Consider the following 26,021-nt stretch of genomic DNA (forward strand, 5'->3'; position numbering starts at 1 on the left):
GGGGTGTGGTGTTTGTGTGGGGGGGGTGGTCCGGGGGGGGGGGGGGGGGGGGCGGGCGGGCCCCCGCGGTCTCGTTCCCCCCCCCCCCCCCGCTCGCGCTATGTCCGCCCCGGGCCGTAGCCGGGGTTCCGCGGGCGCTCAGCCGGCGAAGGCCCGCACCAGCGCGTCGACGCGCAGGTCGTCGGCGTCGGCGGAGAGCCGGCCCGCCCGGTGCAGGGAGGCGAGGCCGTGCACGGCGCTCCAGAGCACCTCGGCCGCCGTGGCGGGGTCGGCCGGCGGCCGGCGCAGCCCGGCGAGCGTCCCGGCGATCGCCGCGAAGCCCTCCTTCATGACCGCCGGGGTGTCGTCCGCGGCGAACGGGACGACGACGGGCAGCAGGAACATCGCGTCGTAGGTGGCCGGGTGGCGCGCGGCGAACTCGAGGTAGGCCACCACGAGCGCGCGCACCCGGTCGGCGTCCGACCCATGCTCCCCCTGCGCCGCCGGCGCGAGCGCGGCCGCCAGCTCCTCGAAGCCGGCGAGCGCCACCGCCGTGACGATCTCGGTCCGCCCCCGCGGGAAGTGCCCGTAGAGCACCGGCTGGCTGTACTCGATCGCGTCCGCGAGCCGCCGCGTCGTCACGGCCTCCCACCCCTGCTCCTCGGCGAGGGCACGGGCCGCGGCGACGATGCGCTCCCGGCGCTCGGTGACCTGGCGTGCTCGGCGGGCGGCTGCGGGGGTCGTCATGACCTGACCCTAGCACCGCTAGCGAATCGCTGATATGTTCCCTAGCACTGCTAGATCCGTCGCTGAGGAAGAGGTCGTCATGGAGTGGTTGCCGATCGTCGCCGTCGTCGTCACCGGGCTGATGGTGGGGGTGGAGCTGTCGGTCGCATTCGTCATCAACCCGATCGCCGACGCCCTTCCCGAGGACGCGCGGGTGCTCGCCCGCGCCCACGGCGGCCGGATGCTCGGGCGCGCCATGCCGCCCTGGTACATCGGGTCGACGCTCCTCATCGCCGGCACCGCGCTGGTGACCACCGGAGCCGCCGCTCTCGCGTGGACGGCCCTGGCGCTGATGCTGGTGAGCGTCGTCCTGTCGATCACGTTGCTGGTCCCGATCAACCAGCGCGGCAAGACCTGGACGCCCGAGACGGCGCCGGCGGACCACCGCGAGCAGTCGACCCGCTGGGACCGCCTGCACCTGGTGCGGCTCGCCCTGATCGTCGGCGCGTTCGTGCTCGTGACCGTCGCCGCGGCCCGCTGAGGCACCGCGGCCGTCAGGCCTCCAGCAGCACCGCCGAGCCCTGGCCACCGCCGCCGCAGAGCGCGGCGACGCCGACGGACCCGGGCCCGAGCAGCTCCAGCCGCCGCGCCAGGTGCCCCACGACGCGGGCGCCGGACGCGCCGATCGGGTGCCCCAGCGCGATGGCGCCGCCATGGGCGTTCACCAGCTCCGGGTCGAGGCCGAGCATGTCCACCGAGGCGAGCACGACGGCGGCGAACGCCTCGTTGATCTCGACGGCGGCGAGGTCGCGCGGGGACAGGCCGGCCCGTTCGCAGGCCGCGGTGATCGCGTTGGCGGGCTGGGCGTGCAGCCCGACGTCGGGCCCCGCGACCAACGCGTGCGACCGCACCCGCACCCCGGTCAGGCCGCGGGCAGCGGCCACGTCGTCGGCCATGAGCACCAGCGCCGCCGCGCCGTCGGAGATCTGCGACGCGTTGCCCGCCGTGATCGTGCCGTCCTCGCGGAACGCGGGCCGCAGGCGCGCCAGCCCCTCGATCGTGGAGTCCGGCCGCACGCCGTCGTCCATGTCGACGACCACGGCGCCGCGGCGCCCGGGCACCTCGACGGGCACGATCTCCTCGGCCAGCAGCTCCGCCGACTTCGCGGCCCGGGTGTGCGACGCCAGGGCCAGGTCGTCCTGCGCCGCGCGGGTGTTCCACGCCGCGGCCGCCATCGCCTCGCCGTGCCGCTCCGTGCTGAGCCCCATCGAGTCCTGCTCGAAGGCGTCGGTCAGCCCGTCGTGCGCCATCGTGTCGATCAGCTCCACCGGGCCGAACTTCTGCCCGGCCCGCGAGCCCACCCACGCGTGCGGCGCGAGCGTCATCGACTCCATCCCGACGACGGCGACCACCTGCGCCTCCCCGCCCGCGATGAGCCGGTGCGCCTGCGTCACCGCCTCCGCCCCGGACAGGCAGACGGCGTTGAGCGTGATCGCCGGCACCGTCATCGGCACCCCCGCGCCGACGCCCGCCTGCCGGGCCGGGTTCTGCCCGGCGCCACCCTGCAGCACCTGCCCGCCCACGACGACGTCCACCTCGGTGGGCGCGACGCCCGCCGCCGCGAGCGCCCCCGCCAGCGCGTGCGCACCCAGCGCCGTCGCCGGCACGGTGGCGAACGCCCCGTTCGAGCGCACGAACGCCGTCCGCCGGTACCCCACGATCACGCTCATGACCTGATCCCCTCCTGCTCCAGCTCCACGAGGACCTCCGCCTCGGTGGCCTCGCGCACGTCGTCGACGCTCACCCCGGGCGCGAGCCGGCGCAGCACGAACGCGGCCTCCAGCCCGTGGTCGGTCATGTCCAGCACGGCGCGGTCGGTGACGATCCGGTCGACGACGCCCTCCCCCGTCAGCGGCAGCGTGCAGCGGCTGCGCAGCTTGGGGGTGCCGTCGCGGGCCACGTGGTCCATGAGCGCGACGATGCGCCGCGCGCCGACCACGAGGTCCATGGCCCCGCCCATGCCCTTGACGAGCTTGCCGGGCACGGTCCAGCTCGCCAGGTCGCCGGTCGCGGACACCTGCAGCGCGCCGAGGATCGCGATGTCGACGTGGCCGCCGCGGATCATCGCGAACGACGCGGCCGCGTCGAAGTAGCTCGCCCCCGGCACCGCGGTGACGGTCTGCTTGCCGGCGTTGATGAGGTCGGCGTCCTCGGTGCCCTCGACCGGGAACGGGCCGATGCCGAGCAGTCCGTTCTCGCTCTGCAGGGTGATCCCCACGCCCGGCGGCAGGTGGTTCGCCACCAGCGTCGGGATGCCGATGCCGAGGTTGACGTAGTCGCCGTCGTGCAGCTCGGCGGCCGCCACGGCGGCCATCTCGTCGCGCGTCCAGGTCATGCCGCACCTCCCGCCGTCGTCGCGTCCGCCGTGTCCTGTGCCCTGTCCGGCGCCGGGCGCACCGTGCGCTGCTCGATGTCCTTGACCCGCTCGCGCGCCAGCACGAGGCGGTGCGTGTAGATGCCCGGCGTCACCACGACGTCCGGGTCGATCGGCTCGTCGGTGATCTCCTCCGCCTCGACGACCGTGACCCGCCCGGCCGTCGCGACCACCGGGTTGAAGTTGCGCGCCGTGTACCGGTAGACGAGGTTGCCGAACCGGTCCGCGCGCCGCGCGTGCACCAGGGACAGGTCCGCCACGATGGCGCGCTCCAGCACGTACCGGCGGCCGTCGATCTCGTCGACCGGCTTGCCCTCGGCGACGGGGGTGCCCACCCCGGTGGGCGTGTAGAACGCCGGGATCCCCGCGCCGCCCGCCCGCAGCCGCTCGGCGAGCGTGCCCTGCGGCACGAACTCGACCTCGAGCGCGCCGTCCAGGTACTGCTGCGCGAACAGCTTGTTCTCCCCCACGTAGGAGGCGAGCACGCGCCGCACCTGGTCGTTCTCCAGCAGGATGCCCAGGCCCTTGCCGTCCACGCCCATGTTGTTGGACACGATCGTCAGGTCCGTCACCCCCGAGTCGCGCACCGCCTCGATGAGGTCGTTCGGGTTGCCGCTCAGGCCGAAGCCCCCGACGGCGATCGTCATGCCGTCGTGCAGCAGGCCCTCCAGCGCTGCCACGGCGCTGGGCTGCAGCCGGTCCGCCGTCCTCGACACCGTCATCGTGCTCCCCCGTTCTCCTCGACCGTACGTCCGTCGGTGCCCTGCTCGGCCTGCTCCGCACGCCGCAGCACCGCCTCGGCGTGCCGCAGGAGCGGCGCGTCGACCATCTGCCCGCCCACCGTGAGCACGCCGGCGTCGGCCGCCCCACCCCTCCCCTCGTCACCGGCGAGGTCGGCGAGAGCCTCCGCCCGCCCCGACGCCGCGGCGAGCACCTCGCGCGCCCGCTCCACCTCCGCCTCCGACGGCGCGAACGCCGCGCGCACCACCGCCACGTGGCTGGGGTGCACGCACAGCGACGCGACGAACCCGCTGGCCGCGGCGTCGAGCGCCTCGGCGCGCAGCCCGGCCAGGTCGTCGAGCTCCAGGTGCACGGCGTCGATCGCCGCCTTCCCCGCCGCGCTGGCGGCCAGCAGCACCGCGGACCGGGCGTGCCGGGCGACGTCGCGGTACCCGCCGTCGGCGCCCCGGCTGGAGGTGCCGTGCAGGGACGCCACGAGGTCCTCGGCCCCCCAGGCGAGCGCCACGACGTCGGGCCGCGCGGCCAGCGCGGGCGCCGCGAGCACTCCCGCGGCCGTCTCGCACAGGGCGACGACGGCGTAGGGGCGCCCGTCCGGCGCCAGCAGCGGGCCGACGAAGCGGCCGTCCGCCTTCGGCAGCATCACCGTGCGGTACGGCGTGCGCGCCAGGGCGGCCAGGTCGGCGTCGTGGTCCCGGGTGCCGACGGCGTTGACCCGCACGACCACCCGCCCGGGGTCGAGGGCCGCGTCGAGCGCGGTCTCCACCAGCGCGGCGCGGGCGGCCTCCTTGCGGCCGGGCGCGACGGCGTCCTCGAGGTCGAGGATCGCCGCGTCCGCGCGGTCCAGGGCCTTCGCGAACCGGTCCGGCCGGTCCGCGGGGCAGAACAGCAGCGCCGGGCCGAGGGTGAACGGGGCGGGGTTCACAGCACTCCCTCGCCGTGCTCCGCCGCGAGCCGGTGCTCGTGCTCCTCGTGCCCCTCGCGGGTCCACATCAGCATGGTGCGCACGGCCCGCGCCACGACGTCGCCGTCCTGGTTGCGTCCCACGTGCTCCACGGTGACGATCCCCTGCCCCGGGCGCGAGCGCGACGGCCGCCGGTCGGTCACCGTCGTCTCCCCGTACAGGGTGTCGCCGTGGAACATCGGGTGCGGGAACGCGACCTCCGTGAAGCCCAGGTTCGCCACGAGGGTGCCTCGCGTCAGGTGCGCCACCGACAGCCCCACCAGCGTGGCCAGCGTGAGCATCGAGTTCACCAGGGGGCGTCCGAACGGCTGCGTCGCCGCCCAGGCCGCGTCCAGGTGCAGCCCCTGCGGGTTCATCGTGACGGACGTGAACAGCACGTCGTCCGCCTCCGTCATCGTGCGGCCCGGCCGGTGCACGTACCGCACGTCGGTCTCCAGCTCGTCGTAGTACAGACCGCGCTGCACCTCGTCACGCATGGCGTGCCCCTTCCTCCGTGCCGAACAGGCAGTTGACACCCTGATGGGGCGTCGAACGACGCCATAACGGTGTCAGGTGCCTGTTCGGCACCCGGCCGGGGCTCACGACGCGAGCCCCAGGTCGCGGGCGATGATCATGAGCTGCACCTCGGTGGTGCCCTCGCCCACCTCGAGGATCTTGGAGTCCCGGTAGTGCCGGGCCACCGCGTTCTCGTTGAGGAAGCCGTAGCCGCCGAAGATCTGCGACGCGTCGCGGGCGTTCGCCATCGCGGCCTCGCCCCCCACGAGCTTCGCCACCGACGCCTCGGCCTTGAACGGCTTGCCGTGCACCTGCTTGAGCGCGGCGTCCAGCCAGCACAGCCGCGCCGAGTGCACGCGCGCCTGCATCCGCGCCAGCGTGAACGCGATGTGCTGGTTGCTGCCGATCGCGTGCCCGAAGACCTCGCGCTCCTTCGCGTAGCGCAGCGCCTCCTCGAGGCAGCCCTGCGCCGCGCCCGTCGCGAGCGCGGCGAAGGCGATGCGGCCCTCGTCGAGCGCGCGCAGGAAGTTCGCGTACCCGCGCCCCTGCTCGCCCAGCAGGTTCCCCGCGGGGACCCGGACGCCGTCGAGCGTCAGCGGGTGGGTGTCCGACGTGTGCCAGCCGACCTTGTCGTAGCTGGGGCCGACGACGAGGCCCGGCGTGCCCGACGGCACGAGGAACGACGAGAGCTCCTTGTGCACGCGGCCGTCCGCGTCGGTCCGCTCTCCCGTCACCGCCGTCACGGTGAGGACGCTGGTGATCGGCGTGCCGGAGTTGGTGATGAACTGCTTGGAGCCGTCGATCACCCACTCGCCGGTGCTCTCGTCCCGGCGTGCCGTGGTGCGCGTGGCCCCGGCGTCGGACCCGGCCCCCGCCTCGGTCAGCCCGAATGCCGCCAGCGCCCGGCCGTTCACCAGGTCCGGGAGCCAGCGCTGCTTCTGCTCCTCGGTGCCGTGCCGGAAGATCGGCATGATCCCCAGCCCGACGCCGGCCTCGAGCGTCACCGCGATCGACTGGTCCACTCGCGCGAGCGCCTCGACGGCGAGGCACAGCGAGACGTAGTCCTTGCCCTGGCCGCCCACGTCCACCGGGAACGGCAGGCCGAACAGCCCGAGCTCGCCCATCTGGGCGATGATCTCGACCGGCAGGCGCCGCTCGTTGTCGTAGCGGTAGGCGGCGGGCGCCACCACCTCGTCCGCGAACTCGCGCACCACGGCGCTGAGCTTCCGCTGCTCGTCGGTGAGCACGGTGGACTGGGTCTCGCTGATCATGACGCTCCTCGGGTGTCGGAGTGTGCTGCCGCGACGGCGGGGTCTGCCGGCGCGGGAGCGTGGTCTTCGGCGGTGTCGACGGGTGGGTCGACAGGCTGTTCGGTGGTCGGATCGACGACGGCGACGACCTGGTCGAGGCGCACCTGGTCGCCCGCGCGGACGTCGACGCGCACGACGCCGGCGACGGGCGCGAGCAGCGGGTGCTCCATCTTCATCGCCTCGACGACGACGAGGGGCTGGCCCGCCGCCACGACGTCGCCGTCCGCGACGGGCACCGCGGACACCGTGCCGGGCATCGCGACGCGCACCGCGGCGGACCGCGGCGTGCCGTCGTCGGCACCTCCGGTGAGCGCGCGCTCCGCCCGCCGCCGTGCGGCCAGCGCGGCGCGGTCGAGCACCGTGAACGACGGCGCCCGCCCGTCCACGTGCACCCACACCACCGCGGGCGTCGCTGTGAGCGGGCGATTGGCCCGTTCGGTCGGTGTGTCGAGGGCGTGTCTTCCGCTCACAGCAGCGACCAGCGGCCGGGTGACGCCGTCGACGGTGAGCAGGTGGCGGCCGTCGTTCGCGTCACCCGTCGGGCGCAGGGAGGCGCGGACCTGCGCGCCGTCGTCGAGGGTGACGACGGCGTCGTCGGGCGTCCCGGTGACCGCGACGGCGCACTCGGCGCCCGTCGCGTCGACGAGCGTCAGGCGCCGTGGCGCGGGCGCTCCGTTGAGGCGGAAGCCGTCGGCGGCCGACCACGGGCCGGTCGCCGCGAGCGTGGCGCCGTCGAGAGCGAGCAGCGCCGACGCCACCAGCCCCGCCGAGCTGTCAGAGCCACGTGGCGGTATACCCCGGCCTGACTCTGACAGCTGCGTGACGAAGCGGTCGATGAGGCCGGTGTCGAGACGTCCGGCGCGCACGTCGTCGTCGGCGAGCAGGTCGCGCAGGAAGCCGGCGTTGGTCTCGACCCCCAGCACGACGACGTCGGCGAGCAGCCCGTCGAGCCGCGCGACCGCCTCGGCCCGGGTGGGCGCCCAGGCGACGGCCTTGGCCAGCATCGGGTCGTAGTCGCCGGTCACCTCCGCGCCGGGCAGCAGCCCGCTGTCGAGCCGCAGGGGGGTGGCGCCGGGGCCGGCGGGGACGCCGGCGTCGTCGTAGCGCAGCACGCGGCCGGCGGCGGGCAGGAACCCGCGCGCGGGCTGCTCGGCGTACAGCCGGGCCTCGACGGCGTGCCCCCGCAGGGTGACGTCGTCCTGCGCGAGGCGGAGGGGCTCGCCCGCCGCGACGCGCAGCTGCAGCTCCACCAGGTCGAGGCCCGTGACCAGCTCGGTCACCGGGTGCTCCACCTGCAGGCGGGTGTTCATCTCGATGAACCAGAAGGTGCTCGGGTCGTCGCCGGGCGCCAGGAACTCGACGGTCCCGGCGCCCACGTAGCCGACCGACCGCGCCACCGCGCACGCGGCCTCCCCGAGCCGGGCGCGGGTCGCGTCGTCGACGGCGGGCGACGGCGCCTCCTCCACCACCTTCTGGTGGCGGCGCTGCAGCGTGCACTCGCGTTCGCCGAGGTGCACGACGGTGCCGTGGGTGTCGGCGAGCACCTGCACCTCGATGTGCCGCGGCCGCTCGACGAGCCGCTCGAGCAGCAGCCCGTCGTCGCCGAACGACGAGGCAGCCACGCGCCGGGCCGAGGCCAGCGCGCCCGGCAGCTCGTCCGCCGCGCGCACCACCTCCATCCCCTTGCCGCCGCCGCCCGCGACGGGCTTGACCAGCAGCGGGAACCCGACATCGGCCGACGCCCCTACCAGGGCCGCGTCGTCGAGACCGTCGTCGAGCGTGCCGGGCAGCACGGGCACGTCGTGGGACGCGACGAGCCGCTTCGCCGCCGCCTTGTCCGCCATCGTCTCCACGGCGGCGACGGGCGGCCCGACGAAGACGATCCCGGCGCGCTCGCACGCCCGGGCGAGCGCCGGGTTCTCGGACAGGAAGCCGTAGCCGGGGTGGATCGCGTCGGCGCCGGCCGCGACGGCGGCCGCGACCACGGCCTCGACGTCCAGGTAGCTCTGCGCGGCCGGCGCCGGTCCGAGCCGGACGGCGACGTCCGCCTCGCGCACGTGCCGGGCGCCGGAGTCGGCGTCCGAGTACACGGCGACGGACCGGATCCCCAGACGGCGCAGCGTGCCGATGACGCGGCACGCGATCTCGCCGCGGTTGGCGACGAGCACGGTGGTGAGCTCTCGAGTCCCCATCGCGATCACATCCGGAAGAGCCCGAAGCGGGGCTCGTCGTCGGGGGCGGTCGGGGAGCCTCCGGGCAACGGCGTGCGGGCGCACACGCCCAGCGCGAGGCCGAGGACCCTGCGGGTGTCGGGCGGGTCGACGATGCCGTCGTCCCACAGGCGCGACGTCGCGTGGTACGGGTCGCCGGCCACCTCGTAGCCGTCGCGGATCCCCGCGCGGAAGGACTCCTCCTCGGCCGGGTCCCACTCCTCGCCGCGGCGCGCGAGCTGGTCGCGCTTCACCGTGGCGAGCACGGACGACGCCTGCGCCCCGCCCATCACGGAGATCCGCGACCCGGGCCACGACCACAGGAAGCGCGGCGAGTACGCCCGCCCGCACATGGCGTAGTTCCCGGCGCCGAACGAGCCGCCCACGATCACGGTCAGCTTCGGCACGCGGGTCGTCGCGACGGCCGTGACCATCTTGGCGCCGTCCTTCGCGATGCCCCCCGCCTCGGCGTCGCGCCCCACCATGAAGCCGGAGATGTTCTGCAGGAACAGCAGCGGGATGCCGCGCTGGTCGCACAGCTCCACGAAGTGCGCCCCCTTGAGCGCCGACTCGCGGAACAGCACGCCCGCGTTGGCCAGCACCCCGACGGGGTGCCCGTGGATGCGCGCGAACCCCGTGACGAGCGTGGTGCCGTACTCCGGCTTGAACTCGTGCAGCTCGCTGCCGTCGACGATCCGGGCGATCACCTCGCGCGGGTCGTACGGCTGCTGCACGTCCACCGGCACGGCGGCGTACAGGCCCTGCGGGTCGACGACCGGCTCCCGGGACGGCGCGACGTCCCACGCCGGCTCGGGGTCGGGCGGCAGCGTGCTCACGATGTCGCGGACGATGTCGAGCGCGTGCTCGTCGTCCTCGGCGAGGTGGTCGACGACGCCGGACCGCCGGGCGTGCAGCTCGCCGCCGCCCAGCTCCTCGGCCGACACGTCCTCGCCGATCGCGGCCTTCACCAGCGGTGGCCCGCCGAGGAAGATCGTCCCCTGCTCCCGCACGATGACGGTCTCGTCGCTCATCGCGGGCACGTACGCGCCGCCCGCCGTGCACGAGCCGAGCACCGCCGAGATCTGCGGGACCCGCGCCGCCGACAGCTTCGCCTGGTGGTAGAAGATCCGGCCGAAGTGGTCGCGGTCGGGGAACACCTCGTCCTGCCGGGGCAGGAACGCGCCGCCCGAGTCCACCAGGTAGACGCACGGCAGCCGGTTCTCCAGCGCGATCTCCTGCGCCCGCAGGTGCTTCTTCACGGTGAGCGGGTGGTAGGTGCCGCCCTTGACGGTCGCGTCGTTGCAGACCACCATCACCTGCCGCCCGCTCACCAGCCCGATGCCGGCGATGACGCCCGCGCCCGGCCATGCCCCGTCGTCCACGCCGAACGCCGCGAGCGGCGCGACCTCGAGGAACGGGCTCCCCTCGTCGAGCAGCCGGGCCACGCGGTCGCGCGGCAGCAGCTTGCCGCGCGAGACGTGCTGGTCCCGCGCCCGCTGCGTGCCGCCGAGGGCGGCCGCCGCGGTGCGCTCGCGGAGCCGGTCCGCGAGCGCCCGCTGGGCCTCGTCGTTGGCGCGCGCGGCGTCGGCGCGGGGGTCGACGGTCGAGTCGAGGACGGTCACGAGGCCTCGCTCTCGGTCGGTGTGTCGGTCGGTGTGTCGGTCGCGGCGTCGCCGCCGAGCAGGAGGGCGAGCCCGGGGTCGGCGAGCACCGCGCCGAGCTCGGCCAGGAAGCGGGCGCCCTGCTCGCCGTCGACCACGCGGTGGTCGAACGTGAGGCTGAGCGTCGTCACCTGGCGCAGGGCTACCGCGCCGTCGTGCTCCCACGGGCGGCGGACCACCTGGCCGAGGCCGAGGATGGCGGGCTCGCCCGGGTTGAGGATCGGCGTGCCCGCGTCGACGCCGAAGACGCCGACGTTCGTGATGGTCAGCGTGCCGCCCGTCAGCCGCTCCGGCGTGGTGCGGCCGGCGCGGGCCGTCGTCGTGAGGTCCGCGAGCGCCGCGGCCAGGCTCGTGAACGACAGCGTGTCCGCCGCCGGCACGTGCGGCACCACCAGTCCGCGGTCCGTGGCGACGGCGATGCCGAGGTTCACGTGCGCGGGCCGCACGATCTCCGCCTCGCCGCCCGGCAGGTCCACCCAGCGGCTCGTCAGCGACGGGTGCTGCGGGAGCAGCGCGAGGAGGGCCCGCGCGACCAGGGCCAGCACGGTGATCCGCTGCCCGCCCGCCATCGGGTGCGTCTTGAGCCGGGCCAGCAGCTCCATGCTCGCCGTGACGTCCACGGTGAGGAACACGGACGCCTGCGGGGCCGCCGCGCTCGCCACCATCGCCGCGGCGGTGTACTTGCGCACCCCGCGCACCGGCGTGCGCGTCTCGCCGGCCGCCGCCGGGAGCGACGCAGCACGGGCCGACGACGGGGCCGCGGACGACGACGGGGCCGACGCCGCCTCGACGTCCTCGCGCGTGATGCGCCCGTGCGGGCCGGTGCCCGTGATCGTGGCCAGATCGAGGCCGCGCTGCCGCGCCAGGGCCCGGACCACCGGCGTCGAGCGCGGGCGTTCCGCGCGCCCGTCCGACGACGGCGCGGACGCGACGCCGTTCGCGGACGCCCCCGGGGCCGACGTCGTCGTCGCGGACGGTGCGGGAACGGCAGCGACCGGCACGTCCCGCCGCCGGCGCCGCGCCGGGCGACCCGTGCGCGCGGGCCGGGCACCGTACCCGACGAGGTTCGGCTCCGGGCCGTCCTCCCCCGCCGACCCCCTGGACTTGTCAGGGCCAGGTGCAGGTTCCGGTGCACCTGATCCTGACAGGTCGAAGGTGACCAGCGGCTCGCCGACCTCGACGGTCTGCCCCTCCTCGGCGTGCAGCACCCGCACGACGCCGGCGCACGGCGACGGCAGCTCGACGAGCGCCTTGGCGGTCTCCACCTCGGCGATCACCTGGTTGAGCTCGACGGCGTCGCCCACCGCCACGCGCCACTCGACGACTTCGGACTCGGTCAGCCCCTCGCCCAGGTCGGGCAGCTTGAACTCGCGCGTCGCCATCACGCTCCCACCTCCACGCCGGCGTCCGACGTCGCACGCCCGAGGGCGCGGTCGATGCCGACGAGCACCCGGTCGAGGTCGGGCACCTGGGTGCCCTCCAGCTTGGCGGGCGGGTACGGGATGTCGTACCCGGTGACGCGGACGGGCGGGGCCTCGAGGAAGTCGAAGCAGCGCTCGGTGGCGCTCGTGACGATCTCGGCGCCGACGCCCGCCTGCCGCGGCCCCTCGTGCAGCACCACCAGCCTGCCGGTGCGCCGCACGGAGGCGGCGACCGTGTCGTGGTCGATCGGCGACAGGGAGCGCAGGTCGATGACCTCGACCGAGACGCCCTCGTCGGACGCTGCGACGGCGGCGTCGAGCGCGGTCGCGACGTGCGACCCGAACGTCACCAGGGTGACGTCGGCGCCCGGCCGGACCACCCGCGCGGTGCCCATGGGGGCCGCGTCGTCGAGCGGCAGGTCAGGGTCCACCTCGCCCTTGACGTGGTAGAGCCGCTTGGGCTCGAAGAACACCACGGGGTCGTCGCAGGCGATCGCCTGGAGCAGCACCGTGGACGCGTCCTGCGGGTTCGACACCGACACCACGCGCAGCCCGGCCGTGTGCACGAAGTACGCCTCCGGCGACTCCGAGTGGTGCTCCGCCGCGCCGATGCCGCCGGCCACGGGGATGCGGATCGTCACGGGCAGCTTCACCGCCCCGTTCGTGCGGGCGTGCATCTTGGCGAGCTGGCTGACGATCTGGTCGAACGCGACGTACACGAAGCCGTCGAACTGGATCTCCACCACGGGCCGGTAGCCGCGGTACGCGAGGCCGACGGCGGTGCCGAGGATGCCGGACTCCGCGAGCGGCGTGTCCACCACGCGGCGCGGCCCGAACTCCGCCTGCAGCCCGTCGGTCACGCGGTACACGCCGCCGAGCCGGCCGATGTCCTCGCCGAGCACCATGACCGACGGGTCGTCGGTCATCGCGCGGCGCAGCCCGGCGCCGAGCGCCTTGGCGACGGTGAGCGTCTGGGTGGTCATCGGTCGCTCCCCTCGGCGAAGCCGGCCAGGAACGCCGCGTGCTCCGCACGCTCGGCGGCGACCGTCGGGTGTTCCTGCGCGTACACGTGGTCGAAGACGCTCAGCGGCGGCGGGTCCTCCAGGGCGACGACGCCGGCCCGCAGCTCGGCGGCCACGGCGTCCGCCACCCCGCGCACCCGCGCCTCGTCGTCGTCCGTGAGCAGGCCGGCGGACCGCAGGTAGGCGGCGAGCCGCGCGATCGGGTCGCGCTCGGCCCACGCGGCCAGCTCGGACGCGTCGCGGTAGCGGGTGGGGTCGTCGGCGGTCGTGTGCGGGCCCATGCGGTAGGTGACGGCCTCGACGAACGTGGGGCCGCCGCCGGTGCGCGCGCGGTGCAGCGCCTCGCGGGTCACGGCGAGGACGGCGAGGACGTCGTTGCCGTCCACCCGCACGCCCGGGACGCCGAAGCCCCCGGCCCGGCGCACCAGCGGCACTGCCGACTGCAGCGTCACCGGCTCGGAGATCGCCCACTGGTTGTTCTGGCAGAACAGCACCAGCGGCACCTGCCAGGTGGCGGCGAACACGAACGCCTCGTTGACGTCGCCCTGGCTCATCGCGCCGTCGCCGACGTACGCCACGACGGCCGCCGACCCGTCCTCACCCGGCTCGACGACGCCGCGCGCGACGTCGGCCTGGATCCCCAGCGCGTAGCCCACGCCGTGCAGGGCCTGCGCGCCGATGATGACCTGCGGCGTCGCCATGTTCACCGCGTACGGGTCCCAGCCCGACGCCGTGATCCCGCGCCACACGCGCAGCAGGTCCACCGGGGACACCCCGCGCTTGCGGGCCACGGCGTGCTCGCGGTAGCTGGAGAAGACGAAGTCGTCGCCCCGCAGCGCCGCGGCCGAGCCCACCTGCGCGGCCTCCTGGCCCTGCAGCGGCGGCCACAGGGCCAGCTCGCCCTGCCGCTGCAGCGCCGTCGCCTCGGCGTCCACGCGCCGGGCCACGACCATCTCCTCGTACAGCCCCAACAGGGTCGCCCGCGCCTCGTCGGTGCCCGCGTCGACGTCCGTCAGCCAGCGGTCGAGCCCCGCGTCGGGGTGTCGCACGCCCTTCTCGTCGAGGAGCCGGAGGGTGGTGTCCGCCCCGTCCCTCGTGCCGTCGTCGGTGCTGCCGGTCGTGCTCTGTGTCGTCGTGCCGTCCGTCGTTCCGGACGCCGTCTCCGTCCGCGCTCCGCCCGCTCGTGACAGGTCGTCGCGGGACGTCGAACCCATGGTGCTGGGCATCGTCGCCTCACCTCGCGTGTCGCCGGTAGCTCCTCGTCGAGCGCCGGATACCGCGAACGTAACGCCGCTCACAGGGCGCGACCAGCACCTCACGACGCACTGCGCAGAGTGCTCAGCCCTCCCCCGCTAGGCTGGTCGATGTGCGCAGCTACGACGCCGTGGACCTGAGTCTTCTGACGGCCCTCGCCGAGGACCCGAGGGCCACGATCGCCGCGCTCGCGGAACGCCTGAAGCTGTCTCGGAACACGGTGCACGCGCGGCTCGCGAGGCTGGAGGAGGCCGGCGCCTTCCTGGACTTCGACCGGCGGGTCAACCCGCAGTTCCTGGGTCACCCCCTCACCGCGTTCCTCGAGGTCGAGGTGCGCCAGAAGGAGCTCGGCCGCATCGTCGACGCGCTCCGCCAGGTCCCGGAGGTGGTGCAGGCGTTCGGCCGCAGCGGCACCGCCGACCTGCGCGTGCAGGTGGTGTGCCGGGACACCGACCACCTGTTCCGCATCGACGCCGCCATCCTCGCCATCGACGGCGTCGAGCGCACCGAGACGTCGTTGTCGATGGGCGAGCTCATCCCCTACCGGATCCGGCCCCTCATCGACGAGGCGCGCCGGGCGCTCTGAGCCGGCCGCGGCGCCCGGCGTGTCCCCCGGCATGTCGCGAGCTCACGGACGTTCTCATTTTTCGCGCTGTCCGCAGCGCCGCACTTCGTCCCGCGCCCCCGGCGCGGATCCCGCACAGCGCGAATCTCCCGCAGCGCGGGATCTTGTCCGCGAACGCCGGCACGGTTCCCACTCAGCACGAATCACCCGCAGGGCCGGATCTTGTCCGCGAACGCCGGCGCGACTCCCGCCCGCCAGGCATCTCCTGCCGGGCAGGACGAGGTCCGGCCTGGCCGTCGATGCTCCCGTCCAGGAAGAAATTTGGCCTGAGGCGGATCGGTGACACCGGCGCGAGCACAACTCCCGATCTGCCGACAGCACGAAAAACAACAACGTCCGCGATCTCGCGACATTCCGGGCGACACGCCGCGCCGAAGGGCGGACGGTCGAGCGTCGCTCAGCCCGCCGGGAGCGCCGCGCTCGTGAGGGCGCCGTCCGGCCAGCGCACGCGGACCTCCGACGGTGCCGCCCGCCCGTCCACGACCTCGACGTCCGGCAGGTCCGACACGGCCGCCCCGCCGTGCAGCCCCACGACCACCGCGCACCACCGCGCGAGGGGAACGGGCTCGACCGTCGCCCAGGGGGTCGTGGTGCGCGACCCCAGCGGGGTGGCGTCATGCGCTGTGGCCACGCCGGCGAGCCACACCGGGACGTCCGGGACGCCATCGGGGCCCGCGCTCGCGGGAGCCGACGGGGCGACGGGCACGAGCGTCGACACCAGCCTGCCCGCGCGGGCTGCGCGCGGTCCGTCCGGCCGGGCGTCGTCCCCGCTGACCGGCCACCCGCCGACGCGCAGCGCGACGGCCTCCGGCACCGCGTCCTCGACGCGGACCAGCCGCACCTCCCATGCGCCGCGCACCACGCTCACCGTCGTGATCGTGCCCGCGGCGCGCACGGCGCCGCCGCGCCCGGAGCCGGCGTCGAACGCGGCAGGCTCCGCGTCCAGCCAGTCGGCGTGCGCCCGGGACGCCAGCACGGCGGCACCGCCGTCGCCGTCGACCGCGGACGTCGTGCGGACCTCCAGCGTCCGGAATCCCGTGCGGTGCGTGGCGCGACCCTCGGCGTCGAGCAGCACGACGGACTGGTCGAGCGGGTCCGTCCACCCCTCGGCGTCCAGCAGGGGAGCCGTCGCCGTGGAGTACCCGAGCCGCGCGTACAGCGGCGAGTCGCCGGTCTCGTCGCCCTCGGACGCGTGGTCCGTGCCGTGGTTGTAGACGCGCACGACGCCGTCGTCGCGCGTCCCCGCGACGGCCCAGCCCGGGGCGCGGGCCACCAGCAGCGTGTCGCCGGTCTCGACCGGCAGCGGCTCCTCCGGCGCGATCCACGCCGGGTGGTCGGCGGGCAGCGCGAGCCCCAGCAGGCCCTTGCTCGCCCAGTACGGCGAGCCGGTGCCGGAGTACGCCTGCGCCATCGCGCGCCACTCGTGGTGCCAGCCGAGGGTGAGCAGGCCGCGCTCGTCGGGGGCGCCGCGGTCGACGAAGTGGCCCACGACGCCCGACGCCGCCCGGCGCAGCAGGCCCGGCGACGTGCTCGGCACCTCGGCGAGCGCGCCCACCCAGAACGGCGCCGCGGCCGCGAAGCGGTAGACCAGGCTGCGGCCCTGGACCAGCGGCGAGCCGTCCGCCCCGACGAGGTGCACGGCGTCGGCCACGAACCGGTCGAGGCGCTCCAGGTACGCGCCCGTGCGCGGCGCGGCGAGGTCCTGCGCGCCCGCCATGCGCGACCACAGCACGGGGTACAGGTGCATCGCCCAGCCGACGTAGTGGTCGTAGTTGCGCTGCGGCCCGTCGGAGTACCAGCCGTCGGTGCGCCAGAAGTCCTCGTGCCGGGCGAGGTCGCGCTCCATGTCCTCGGCCGACCACGGGCCGCCGACCGACCGGAGGAACTGCTCGGTGACGATCCGGAACCAGACCCAGTTGTTGTCCGCGTACCCGTCGTCGCCGACGACCGTGCCGAGGTAGTCGACCACCCGCTCCTGCACGCCGGCGTCCAGGCGGTCCCACAACCAGGGGCGCGTGAGGTCGAGGACGAGGGCGATCGACGCCGCCTCCACCTTCGCCTGGCCGTGCTCGTCCGGGCGCAGCCAGCGCTCGGGGGACGCCGGGTCCGTCCCCGCGGCCAGCCCCTGGGCGTACCAGTCGGCGAGCCCGAGCGGGTCGGCGCCGCGCTCGCCGGCCAGCCGGAAGCCCGCCGCGAGGAACGTCCGCGCGAACCCCTCGAGCCCGTCCACGTCCGTACCGAGCCCGCCGGGCGCGCCCGGGAGCACGACGCGCGCGTGACCCTCCGAGGCGTACGGCCGCACCGCCAGCAGCATTCGGTCCGCGAGGTCCGCCCACCGCTCCCGCGTCCACCCGGTGATCGGGGCGAGGTCGTGCCCCGCGCCCTCGATCGTCGTCCCTGCCGCCCGGCCCGTCTCGCCCACCGTGTCCCCCTCGTCGCGGACGCCCACCTCGGGCGCTCGCGTCGAGTCAACCGGTCCGTGTCCACGGCGGGCAAGGAGGTCGTGCAGACCCGAACATCGCTCGTAGGCTCGCCGCCATGAACGACCCACGCGGCCCGGGCCTGGCGGCGCACCGGCACGACCTGATCCGCAACGAGGCCCGCCTGCGCGGCTTCGTGAAGGTGGCGGAGCTCGCGCGGCGCCTCGGCGTCTCCGAGGTGACCGTCCGCCGCGACATCACGACGCTCGTCGACGCGGGCGAGCTGGAGCGGGTGCACGGCGGCGCCACCCTGCCCGCGGGGGGCGCCGGGTCGCGGCGGCCGCTCGCCACGCTCGGGATGATCCTGCCCGCGTCGCGCTACTACTACCGCAGCGTCGTGGCCGGGGCGGAGGTGGCCGCGGCGCGGGCGGGGATGCGCCTGGTCCTCGCCGTGTCCCGGTACGACGTCGACGAGGAGGCGCGCCTCGTGGAGCGGATGCTGCGCGCGGGCGCCGACGCGCTGCTGGTCGCGACCGCGCGGCCCCCGCAGGACGAGCCGCCGCGCTGGCTCGCCTCCGCCCGCGTCCCGGTGGTCCTCGTCGAGCGGTGGTGGGACGGGCCCGACGTCGAGTACGCGCGCACCGACCACGCGGCGGGCGCCCGGCTCGCCGTCGAGCACCTGGCGGACCTCGGGCACCGGACGGTGGGCCTGGCCGTGCGGACGTCGACGGCCACCGCGCCATGGCTGGCCGACGGCTTCCACGACGCCACGGACCGCCGCGGGATCGCGACCGCCGGGTTCCCGCCGGTCGGGCTCGCCACGGAGGCCGACGGCATCGCCGCGCGCGACCGCCGGCTCGCCGACCTGCTGCGCCGGTGCGCCGAGACCGGTACCCGCGGCCTCCTCGTGCACGCGGACGACGACGCGCTCGCGCTGCTCGGCACCGCGGCCGACCTCGGCGTGCGCGTCCCCGAGGACCTGTCGATCGTCGCCTACGACGACGAGATGTCTGCGCTGGCCCCCGTGCCGCTGACGGCGGTCGCACCGCCGAAGCACGACGTCGGGGCCGCCGCCGTCGACCTCGCCGTGCGACGGCTGTCGCGCGGGCCGTCCCCCGCGACGCAGCAGGTCACGCTGCTGCCAAGGCTCGTCGTGCGGGCCTCGACGTCCGCCCCGACGACGCCCGCGTGACCGACTCTGTTCGTTCTGCACGGATGTGGTTGACCCCGCTCGGCCGGGCCTGCGGAGAATGGCGGACGACGGCCCGCGACGGGGCCCGCGATGGGGCCCGCCACGAGGCCCGCCACGAGGAGAGACCATGCAGCCCGGCAGCACCCCGAGCGTTCCCACGGTGACCCTGGCCATGCAGCCGGGGCTGCCCGACCGGCTGTTCGCCACCGAGGACCTGGACCGGCTGCGCGCCGTCGCCCGCCTCGAGCCGGGCGTGCTGCACGACCTGACCGACGACGCCGCCCGCGACGTCCTCGCCCGCACGGACGTGCTGCTCACCGGCTGGGGCTGCCCGCCGATCACGCGCGAGGCGCTGTCCCTCTCGCCCGGGCTGCGCGGCGTCGTGCACGCCGCCGGCTCCGTGCGGCACCACCTGCCGCCCGAGTTCTGGGACGCGGGCCTGCCCGTCAGCACCGCGGCCGGCGTCAACGCGCAGCCCGTCGCGGAGTACACCGTCGCGACGATCCTGCTCGCCAACAAGCGGATCTGGCCGATCGCGGCGCGCTACCGCGCCGACCGCCGTGCGGAGGACTGGAGCGTCGAGGTGCCCGACGCCGGCAACTACCGCCGCACCGTCGGCGTCGTCGGGGCGTCGCGGATCGGGCGACGCGTGCTGGAGCTGCTCGCGCCGTTCGACCTCGACCTCCTGCTCAGCGACCCGTACGCCGACGAGGCCACGGCCGCGGCGCTGGGCGCGCGGCTCGTCGACCTGGACACCCTGGTGGCCGGCAGCGACGTCGTGACCCTGCACGCCCCGGACCTGCCCGAGACCCACCACCTCGTCGACGCCCGGCGCCTCGCGACGATGCGCCCCGGCGCGACCCTCGTGAACACCGCGCGCGGCGCCCTCGTGGACACCGCCGCGCTCACCGAGGCCGTCGTCGCGGGACGGGTCTACGCCGTCCTCGACGTGACGACGCCCGAGACCCTCCCCGCCGACTCCCCGCTGTACGACCACCCGAACGTGCTCCTCACCCCGCACGTCGCGGGGTCGATCGGGCTGGAGCTGCACCGCATGGGAGCGTTCGCCGTCGACGAGGTGCTGCGGCTCCTGGCCGGCGAGCCGCTCGCCGCTCCCGTCGACCGCGCCCTCCTCGACCGCACGGCCTGACCTTCCGCTCCGAAGGGTCAGGCGGTCACGCCGTCCAGCGGACGACGACGTCGGCCGCGGCGCGCGTGGCGGCGACCGCTTCCGCGTTGACCTGGTCGGAGCCGTGCGCCCAGCGGCGCGCGTCGTCGCGGCTCTTGCCGAACGCGTGGTGCCGCTCCTCGAGGCGGGCGAGCCGCACGTCGTCGGGGACGTCGAGGTACCAGACCTCCGCCATCCGCGCCCGCGCCCGCGGCCACGCGCCGGTGGGCGCGAGCAGGTAGTTGCCCTCCGTCACGACCAGCGGCACGGCGGACGCCACGGCCACGCCCGCCGCGACGGGCTCCTCGATCTCGCGGCGGAAGACGGGGGCGTACACGGGCGGGTCGCCGGGGCGGGCGTCCGCGAGCCGCGCCACCAGGGCCGCGTACCCGGCGTCGTCGAACGTGTCGATGGCGCCCTTGCGGTCGCCGCGGCCGAGGTCCGCGAGGACGGCGTTCGACAGGTGGTAGCCGTCCATCCCGACCTCGACGGCGAGCCCCGGCCCGAGCGCCTCGACGACCGCGCGCGCGAGCGTGGACTTCCCCGCCCCCGGCGGGCCGACGACGCCCAGCACTCGCCGCTCGCCCGGCACCGCCAGCCGTCGGGCGCGCGCGACGAGGTCCGTCGTCGTCGCCGCGACCGTCACCCCTCGCCCCGCGAGCCGTCGGACCCAGGTCGGCCCGTACCCCCGTGTGGCCCGGAAAGCTCCGGCAGGTGCGCGAGCCAGGACCGCGGGCCGACCTTCCGCACCCGCGTGCTCGCCACGCGCACCGCCGTGGCGCAGGCGTGGGGCAGGTCCTCCCCGCGGGCGAGGGCCACGGCCAGCGCGCCGTGGAACACGTCACCCGCGCCGAGCGTGTCCTGCACGTCGACCTCCGGGACCGGCACCGTGCCGCGCTCGCCCGGCACGACGGCCCCGTCGTCGGCGCGCCGCGACCGGGCCCAGGTCACGGCGTCGCCCCCGTGGGTGACGACCACCGCCTTCGCCCCCAGCAGCAGTGCGCCGTGCGCGGCGTCGGCGGTGCCGGGGGTCAACTCGGCCGGCACGGTGAAGGCGGCGCTGAGCGCCGCGACGTCCGCCGCGGGCAGCAGGTCCGCGAACACGGGCCGCCACCGGCCGCCGTCGAGCACGACCAGCGGCCGGGGGCGCAGCTCGGTGACGTGGGCCAGCACGGCCCGCGCGATCTGCGGGTGGTGACCGTCGAGCAGCACGACGTCGGGCCGCGGCAGCCCCGCGATCTCGTCCGGGCGCGGGGCGGGCACGTCGACGAGGGCGGCGTCGGGCGAGACCACGGACCGCTGGCCCGTCACGTCGTCGACGAGGACGGCCGAGACGGCGAGCGGGAACTCCTCGTCCGGGCCGGCGACGTCGTGCACCTGCACCTCGCAGTCGTCGAGGTCGGCCCGCGCCGCCTGCGCGACGGGCCCGGCGCCCAGCGCGCTCACCAGGACGGCGTGCGCCTCGAGGGCCGCCGCCGTGACCGCCGCGTTGGCCGCGGGACCGCCGGCCGCGACGTCCTGCCGCACGGCCGTGACCTTCTCGTCCGGTCCCGGTCGCGACGACGCCCGGTGCACGACGTCGAGCGTCGTCAGCCCGACGAACCAGCAGACCACCATCGGCCCTCCCCTCTCCGTTGTGGGCGCTCGTTTGACGCTTTCGCGGGACTGAATAGCGCCAAACGAGCGCCCACAACCCTTCTCAGCGGCCCGTGCCGTCCACGGCGTGCGGCTCGATCTCGGCAATCTCCTCGTCGGTGAGGGCCGGGGCGCGCAGCGCGGCCACGTTGTCCTCCAGCTGCGCCACCGACGACGCGCCGATCAGCGCCGACGTCACGCGGTCGTCGCGCAGCACCCACGACAGGGCGAGCTGGGCGAGCGTCTGGCCGCGGCCCTCCGCGATCGCGTTCAGCGCCCGGGCGCGCTCCAGATAGGTGTCGGTGAGGTTGGACGAGGACAGGAACGGCGAGTCGCTGCGGGCCGCGCGCGAGCCCTCGGGCGCGGTGCCGCCCAGGTACCGGCCCGTGAGCAGGCCCTGCGACAGCGGCGAGAAGACGATCGTGCCGACGCCGAGGTCCTCGACGACGTCGAGCAGGGACTCGCTCTGGCGGCCGTCGTACGCGTCCTCGCGGTCCGCGATCTCCACGTGCCGGTTGAACATCGAGTAGCTGGGCTGGTGGATGAGCAGCGGCACGCCCAGGTCGGCGAGCACCTGCGCGGCCTCGCGGGTGCGGGACGGCGAGTAGTTCGAGACGCCGACGTACGTCGCCTTGCCCTGCTGGACGGCGGACGCGAGGGCGCCCATCGTCTCGGTGAGCGGCGTCGAGGGGTCGGGCCGGTGGTGGTAGAAGACGTCGACGTGGTCCAGGCCCATGCGGGTCAGCGACTGGTCCAGCGAGGAGAGCAGGTACTTGCGCGAGCCGTGGTCGCCGTACGGGCCCGGCCACATGTCGTAGCCGGCCTTGGTGGAGATGACGAGCTCGTCGCGGTACGGCGCGAGGTCCTTGGCCAGGTGGCGGCCGAAGTTCTCCTCCGCCGAGCCGTAGGGCGGGCCGTAGTTGTTGGCCAGGTCGAAGTGCGTGACGCCGAGGTCGAACGCGCGGCGCAGGATGGCTCGCTGCGTGTCGAACGGCGTGGTGTCGCCGAAGTTGTGCCACAGGCCCAGCGACAGGGCGGGCAGGTCCAGGCCGGAGCGGCCGGTGCGGCGGTAGGTCATCGACTCGTAGCGGGCGTCGTCGGCCAGGTACCGAGGTGCGAGAGGCATGGCCCCATCCTCGCGCATGCCCCGCCTCGTTGTGAGCGCGGTCGCGTCAGGAGGCCGGGGTCAGGACGCGGGCGGCACCGGGAAGTTGGCGCGGAACACGTTGTCCGGGTCCCAGTCGCGCTTCACCTCGCGCAGGCGGTCGAGCGTCGCCCCGGGGAAGGCGTCGGCGAGCCGCTCGGGGCGGGTGTCGGTGTCGAACGACAGGTACAGCCCGTCGGTGTACGGGGCCATGACGTCGTCCCACACGGCGTCGAGCCGGTCCTGCGACGACGACATCGCCGACAGCAGGAAGTTCTGGTGCCGGTGGGCGTACGCCGTCGCGCCGGGCTCGACGTCGTGGGAGGCGCCGCCGGTCGCGCGGACCTGCAGGAAGTACGCCTCGCCCGACAGCGCCAGTCTCTCGAAGGCGCGCGACGTCGCGGCGTCCAGGTGCGCGACCAGCCCGGACCGGACGGCGGGGTCCCCGCCGCCCTGGTGGTGCTTGTCTCCGGCCTGCACGACGCCCGCGTACGGCAGCAGGTACGCCTGGTGGGCCAGCAGCGGGCCGGCCCCGGCGAGCCGCTCGAGCTGCTCGACGGCGGCGTCCGTGTCGTCGCCCGCCCACACGGTCATGAGCTGGGCGACCGGGCCCTGGTCGTCGCTGCCGTCGGCGAGGCGGCCGCGGCGGCCCGGGGACAGGATGAGGAAGCTGGTGAGCTCGCGCGGCGCGGACTCGACGACGGCGCCCCAGCGCTCGAGGGTGCCCGCGACGTCGGTCGCGTCGAGCGTCATCTGGGAGAAGACGACGGCCCCCTGATCGCCGAGCTGCATCGCCTCGATCTCGACCCACGTCACGACGCCGAGGTTGCCGCCCGCGCCGCGCAGGCCCCAGAACAGGTCGGGGACCTCGTCGGCCGACGCGCGCACCACGCGCCCGTCCGCGGTGACGACCTCGGCCGCGACGACGTGGTCGATCGTCAGCCCGTAGAGGCGGCCCAGGAAGCCGACGCCGCCCGCGGTGGCGAGCCCGCCGACGCCCACGCCGCCGGAGTCGCCCGAGCTGATGGCCCAGCCGCGGGGAGCCAGCGCCTCGGCGACGCGGCCCCACGTGGCGCCGACGCCGACCCGCACCCGCCGCGTGGCCTCGTCGACCACCTCGACCTGGTCCAGGGCGCCCAGGTCGACGACGATCCCGCCGTCGTTGGTCGACCGGCCGCTGATGCCGTGCCCGCCCGACCGCACGCCGAGCGGCACGTCCTGCGTGCGCGCCCAGGAGACCGCCTCGGCGACCTCCGCCGTCGTGCGCGGCCGCAGCACGAGGCCGGGCGCGCCCGAGCGCAGGTAGTTGTGCCGCACGCCGTCGTAGGCGCGGTCGCCGGGCTCGACGGCGGTGGCCGCCAGCGCCGCGGGCACGGAGGCGTAGTCGATGCCCGGTCGGCGCAGGGCGATCGCCCGCGCACCGCGCTGGGACGCCGCCGGGGCCGTGCCCGACGACGCGCGCTCCCGCGCCACCAGCTCGCGCACGGCGGGCGCGACCTCCTGCCCGTACACCTGGACGAGGGTCGGGTCGTCGGCCGCGAGGATCACGGTGCCGATGCCGTCCTCGAGGGCGAGGGCCGCCAGCTCGTCGACCCACTGCTCCACGGGCCCCTGGAGGAAGCCGCGCGGCTGGTCGGTGACGGCGCCCTGCACGTTGAGCAGGCGCCGGATCTCGGCCGGGTGGCGGCCTGCCTCCTCGGCGGCCTCGTCGATGATCGCGTGCCCGCGCTGCAGGTCGCCGTCCTTGAGGTATGCGAGCGACGGCAGCCAGCCGTCGGCCTTGCGGGCGATGAGGCGCAGCATGCGGGGCTTGAGCGCGCCGAGCCAGATGGGGACGTCGTGGGCCGGCTCGGGCCCACGCTTGGCGCCGACGACGCGGTGGTGGGCGCCCTCGACGCGCAGCGCCCGGCGCTCCTGCCCGTCCCAGATGCCGCGGATGATGTCGAGCGCCTCGTCGAGGGCGTCCACGGACTCCCCCGGCGTGAGGCGGGTGCCGCCCATCGCGACGATCGGGTCCCAGAACCCGCCGGCGCCGAGGCCGAGGGCCGCCCGGCCGCCGGAGAGCAGGTCGAGGGACGCGACGGCTCGCGCGAGCACGGCCGGCGGCCGCAGCGGCAGGTTGAGCACGTTGCCCGCGACGGTCACCCGCTCGGTCTGCGCGGCCACCCACGACAGCAGCGTCCAGGTGTCGAGGAACCCGGGCTGGTACGGGTGGTCCTGGAACGTCACCAGGTCGAGCCCGGCCGCCTCGGTGACCTGCGCGAGCCGCACCGGCTGCTGCGGGTCGCGGTTGGTCGGGGTGAGGAACGTGCCGAAGACCAGGTCGTGGCCGTAGTCCGTCATGGGGGCCTTTCGCGGGGAGGACCGCTCCCGCCGCGGCGGGAGATCGTCTGTCAGACAGACGATATCAGCGGCAACTCTTCTTGCCGACCGCCCATTCCCCGTACGATGGCGGGGTGAGCACCACCACCGACCGGACCCGCCGCCCCCGCGGCGCGGCGGCCGCCGTCGACCCGTCCCCGCTGGGCTGGTCGCTCGCCGCGCTGCTGCGTGAGTGGAGCGCCCGGGTCGCCGCGGCGTGCGAGGACGTGCCGCACGGCGGGCGCGGCTACGAGGTGCTCGCCGCCGTGACCCGCGACGCCCCGCCCACGCAGGCAGCTCTCGCCGCCCGCCTCGGCATCGACCGCACCGTGATGACCTACCTGCTCGACGAGCTCGCCGGCTGCGGCCTCGTCGAGCGGCAGCCGGACCCCGCCGACCGGCGCGCGCGCCGCATCGTCGTGACCGACCACGGCCGCGCCGTCCTCGCCGACCTGGACGCCCGCGTCCGCACGGCCGAGGACGAGCTGCTCGCCGGGCTCGACGGCGCCGAGCGCGACGCCCTGCGCCACCTGCTCGTGCGCGCCGCCACGGGCGCCGCGCCGGGCGACGACCGCTGCGCCGTCGTCGCGCGCGCCGTCGATCCCTCCTGACGACTCGGGGAGGAATCGAGCTCAGCCCGCGGCCGGCTCCCGCCTCCCGACGACGGCCGCCACGGCGGCGGCGAGGCCGACGACCAGCCCGAGCAGCGCCCCGGTCAGGGCGGAGACCAGCACTCCCCCGACCACCTGACCGGCGTACGCGCCGAGGCCGGCGTGCACGGCGAAGCCGCCGTACACGGACCGCACCAGGTTCCCCGCGACGACGGCGACGACGCACGTCCACACGCCGCGGCCGAACGCCCGGCCGGGGCCCGGCTCGGGCCGGGCGCGGGTGACGTGCCGCAGCTGCAGGGCGGCGGCCAGCAGGAGGACGACGACGCCCGCGGTGTCGGCGGCCCAGAACGCCCAGGTGGTCTCGCCCAGCGGCGCGAGCCGCAGCGGCGGCAGCAGGGAGGGCAGGCCCAGCGCCGGCGGGACGGCGAGCGCCGGGAACCAGGTCGTGGCCGTCCCGGTGACCGGCCAGATCCCCGCCACGACGGAGGCGGCGGCGATCCCGAGGAACGTGGTGAGCGCGACGCGGCGGCCCGCGCACGGGGTGGTCCGCGGGGTGTCCCGCGCCGTGGTCATCGTCGACACGCGGCCGATGCTAGCCTCCCGTCGCGGTCCGGATCACCACCGGGTCCCACCGTTCACGCAGCACGT

The 26,021-nt window shown here is 75.6% G+C and carries 23 protein-coding genes; 5 read left to right on the plus strand and 18 right to left on the minus strand.

Translation table 11 applies throughout. The annotated features are described in order from the left end of the window. Window positions 1-138 precede the first annotated feature (138 nt). Window positions 139-726 (minus strand): TetR/AcrR family transcriptional regulator, encoded by a 588-nt coding sequence (locus ACWF41_RS05865; protein ID WP_380318018.1) that lies wholly within the window; start codon window positions 724-726, stop codon window positions 139-141. A gap of 79 nt (window positions 727-805) precedes the next feature. Here ACWF41_RS05865 and ACWF41_RS05870 point away from each other — a divergent pair, with 79 nt between their 5' ends. Continuing rightward, on the plus strand, window positions 806-1,246 hold the full coding sequence (locus ACWF41_RS05870) for an anthrone oxygenase family protein (protein WP_380318015.1): 441 nt from the start codon (window positions 806-808) through the stop codon (window positions 1,244-1,246). 13 nt (window positions 1,247-1,259) lie between these two features. Here the strand turns inward: ACWF41_RS05870 and ACWF41_RS05875 are convergent, their stop codons facing one another. The 11 genes from ACWF41_RS05875 to ACWF41_RS05925 all read right to left on the minus strand — a co-directional run bounded on the left by ACWF41_RS05875 (window position 1,260) and on the right by ACWF41_RS05925 (window position 14,186). Continuing rightward, complete coding sequence (locus ACWF41_RS05875) at window positions 1,260-2,435, minus strand: acetyl-CoA C-acyltransferase (protein WP_380318012.1); 1,176 nt, start codon at window positions 2,433-2,435, stop codon at window positions 1,260-1,262. Beyond that, window positions 2,432-3,100, minus strand: coding sequence for a 3-oxoacid CoA-transferase subunit B (locus tag ACWF41_RS05880; RefSeq protein ID WP_380318009.1), 669 nt, complete (start codon window positions 3,098-3,100; stop codon window positions 2,432-2,434). Before ACWF41_RS05880 ends, ACWF41_RS05875 begins: the two co-directional genes overlap by 4 nt. After that, window positions 3,097-3,861 carry a CoA transferase subunit A gene (locus tag ACWF41_RS05885; RefSeq protein WP_380318006.1) on the minus strand — a complete coding sequence of 255 codons (765 nt, stop codon included), beginning with the start codon at window positions 3,859-3,861 and terminating at the stop codon, window positions 3,097-3,099. The genes ACWF41_RS05880 and ACWF41_RS05885 overlap by 4 nt, the downstream gene beginning before the upstream one ends. Next, entirely contained in the window at window positions 3,858-4,802 is a 945-nt protein-coding gene (locus tag ACWF41_RS05890; protein ID WP_380318003.1) for an HpcH/HpaI aldolase/citrate lyase family protein, read from the minus strand. Before ACWF41_RS05890 ends, ACWF41_RS05885 begins: the two co-directional genes overlap by 4 nt. Further along, window positions 4,799-5,317: a MaoC family dehydratase gene (locus tag ACWF41_RS05895; RefSeq protein ID WP_380318000.1), complete on the minus strand. Its 519-nt coding sequence runs from the start codon at window positions 5,315-5,317 to the stop codon at window positions 4,799-4,801. Before ACWF41_RS05895 ends, ACWF41_RS05890 begins: the two co-directional genes overlap by 4 nt. A 102-nt stretch (window positions 5,318-5,419) precedes the next feature. Beyond that, window positions 5,420-6,607, minus strand: a complete 1,188-nt coding sequence (locus tag ACWF41_RS05900; protein ID WP_380317997.1) for an acyl-CoA dehydrogenase family protein — start codon at window positions 6,605-6,607, stop codon at window positions 5,420-5,422. Then, window positions 6,604-8,838, minus strand: coding sequence for an acetyl/propionyl/methylcrotonyl-CoA carboxylase subunit alpha (locus ACWF41_RS05905; RefSeq protein ID WP_380317994.1), 2,235 nt, complete (start codon window positions 8,836-8,838; stop codon window positions 6,604-6,606). The genes ACWF41_RS05900 and ACWF41_RS05905 overlap by 4 nt, the downstream gene beginning before the upstream one ends. Before the next feature lie 5 nt (window positions 8,839-8,843). Then, on the minus strand, window positions 8,844-10,478 hold the full coding sequence (locus ACWF41_RS05910) for a carboxyl transferase domain-containing protein (RefSeq protein ID WP_380317991.1): 1,635 nt from the start codon (window positions 10,476-10,478) through the stop codon (window positions 8,844-8,846). After that, window positions 10,475-11,899, minus strand: coding sequence for a dihydrolipoamide acetyltransferase family protein (locus tag ACWF41_RS05915; RefSeq protein ID WP_380318036.1), 1,425 nt, complete (start codon window positions 11,897-11,899; stop codon window positions 10,475-10,477). The genes ACWF41_RS05910 and ACWF41_RS05915 overlap by 4 nt, the downstream gene beginning before the upstream one ends. Then, a complete protein-coding gene (locus ACWF41_RS05920; RefSeq protein WP_380317988.1) occupies window positions 11,899-12,921 on the minus strand; it encodes an alpha-ketoacid dehydrogenase subunit beta in 1,023 nt (340 codons plus the stop codon). Before ACWF41_RS05920 ends, ACWF41_RS05915 begins: the two co-directional genes overlap by 1 nt. Continuing rightward, complete coding sequence (locus ACWF41_RS05925; protein ID WP_380317985.1) at window positions 12,918-14,186, minus strand: thiamine pyrophosphate-dependent dehydrogenase E1 component subunit alpha; 1,269 nt, start codon at window positions 14,184-14,186, stop codon at window positions 12,918-12,920. Before ACWF41_RS05925 ends, ACWF41_RS05920 begins: the two co-directional genes overlap by 4 nt. Window positions 14,187-14,326: 140 nt before the next feature. Between ACWF41_RS05925 and ACWF41_RS05930 the strand changes: the two genes are divergently transcribed. After that, window positions 14,327-14,800 carry an Lrp/AsnC family transcriptional regulator gene (locus ACWF41_RS05930; RefSeq protein WP_380317982.1) on the plus strand — a complete coding sequence of 158 codons (474 nt, stop codon included), beginning with the start codon at window positions 14,327-14,329 and terminating at the stop codon, window positions 14,798-14,800. 436 nt (window positions 14,801-15,236) lie between these two features. Here the strand turns inward: ACWF41_RS05930 and ACWF41_RS05935 are convergent, their stop codons facing one another. Next, window positions 15,237-17,261, minus strand: coding sequence for a DUF2264 domain-containing protein (locus ACWF41_RS05935; protein WP_380317979.1), 2,025 nt, complete (start codon window positions 17,259-17,261; stop codon window positions 15,237-15,239). A 116-nt stretch (window positions 17,262-17,377) separates the two neighbouring features. On the opposite strand from ACWF41_RS05935, the gene ACWF41_RS05940 reads away from it, so the two are divergent. Both ACWF41_RS05940 and ACWF41_RS05945 read left to right on the plus strand, forming a co-directional pair. Next, entirely contained in the window at window positions 17,378-18,451 is a 1,074-nt protein-coding gene (locus tag ACWF41_RS05940; RefSeq protein WP_380317977.1) for a substrate-binding domain-containing protein, read from the plus strand. A 127-nt stretch (window positions 18,452-18,578) separates the two neighbouring features. After that, on the plus strand, window positions 18,579-19,601 hold the full coding sequence (locus ACWF41_RS05945; RefSeq protein WP_380317974.1) for a hydroxyacid dehydrogenase: 1,023 nt from the start codon (window positions 18,579-18,581) through the stop codon (window positions 19,599-19,601). 25 nt (window positions 19,602-19,626) lie between these two features. Here ACWF41_RS05945 and ACWF41_RS05950 read toward each other — a convergent pair whose 3' ends face one another. The 4 genes from ACWF41_RS05950 to ACWF41_RS05965 form a co-directional block, all read right to left on the minus strand. Next, a complete protein-coding gene (locus tag ACWF41_RS05950; RefSeq protein WP_380317971.1) occupies window positions 19,627-20,265 on the minus strand; it encodes a nucleoside/nucleotide kinase family protein in 639 nt (212 codons plus the stop codon). Beyond that, window positions 20,262-21,236, minus strand: coding sequence for a PfkB family carbohydrate kinase (locus tag ACWF41_RS05955; protein ID WP_380317968.1), 975 nt, complete (start codon window positions 21,234-21,236; stop codon window positions 20,262-20,264). The genes ACWF41_RS05950 and ACWF41_RS05955 overlap by 4 nt, the downstream gene beginning before the upstream one ends. Window positions 21,237-21,318: 82 nt before the next feature. Beyond that, window positions 21,319-22,380, minus strand: coding sequence for an L-glyceraldehyde 3-phosphate reductase (mgrA, locus tag ACWF41_RS05960; RefSeq protein ID WP_380323824.1), 1,062 nt, complete (start codon window positions 22,378-22,380; stop codon window positions 21,319-21,321). A gap of 60 nt (window positions 22,381-22,440) precedes the next feature. Beyond that, window positions 22,441-24,741 carry an LLM class flavin-dependent oxidoreductase gene (locus ACWF41_RS05965; RefSeq protein ID WP_380323821.1) on the minus strand — a complete coding sequence of 767 codons (2,301 nt, stop codon included), beginning with the start codon at window positions 24,739-24,741 and terminating at the stop codon, window positions 22,441-22,443. A gap of 113 nt (window positions 24,742-24,854) precedes the next feature. Between ACWF41_RS05965 and ACWF41_RS05970 the strand changes: the two genes are divergently transcribed. Further along, window positions 24,855-25,370 carry a MarR family winged helix-turn-helix transcriptional regulator gene (locus ACWF41_RS05970; RefSeq protein WP_380323818.1) on the plus strand — a complete coding sequence of 172 codons (516 nt, stop codon included), beginning with the start codon at window positions 24,855-24,857 and terminating at the stop codon, window positions 25,368-25,370. A gap of 21 nt (window positions 25,371-25,391) precedes the next feature. On the opposite strand, the gene ACWF41_RS05975 is transcribed toward ACWF41_RS05970, so the two are convergent. Beyond that, the gene (locus tag ACWF41_RS05975) at window positions 25,392-25,955 is read right to left on the minus strand and encodes a hypothetical protein (protein WP_380323815.1); all 564 of its coding nucleotides are present in this window, start codon (window positions 25,953-25,955) and stop codon (window positions 25,392-25,394) included. Window positions 25,956-26,021 lie beyond the last annotated feature (66 nt).

The organism is Isoptericola sp. NPDC055063 (assembly GCF_053608125.1).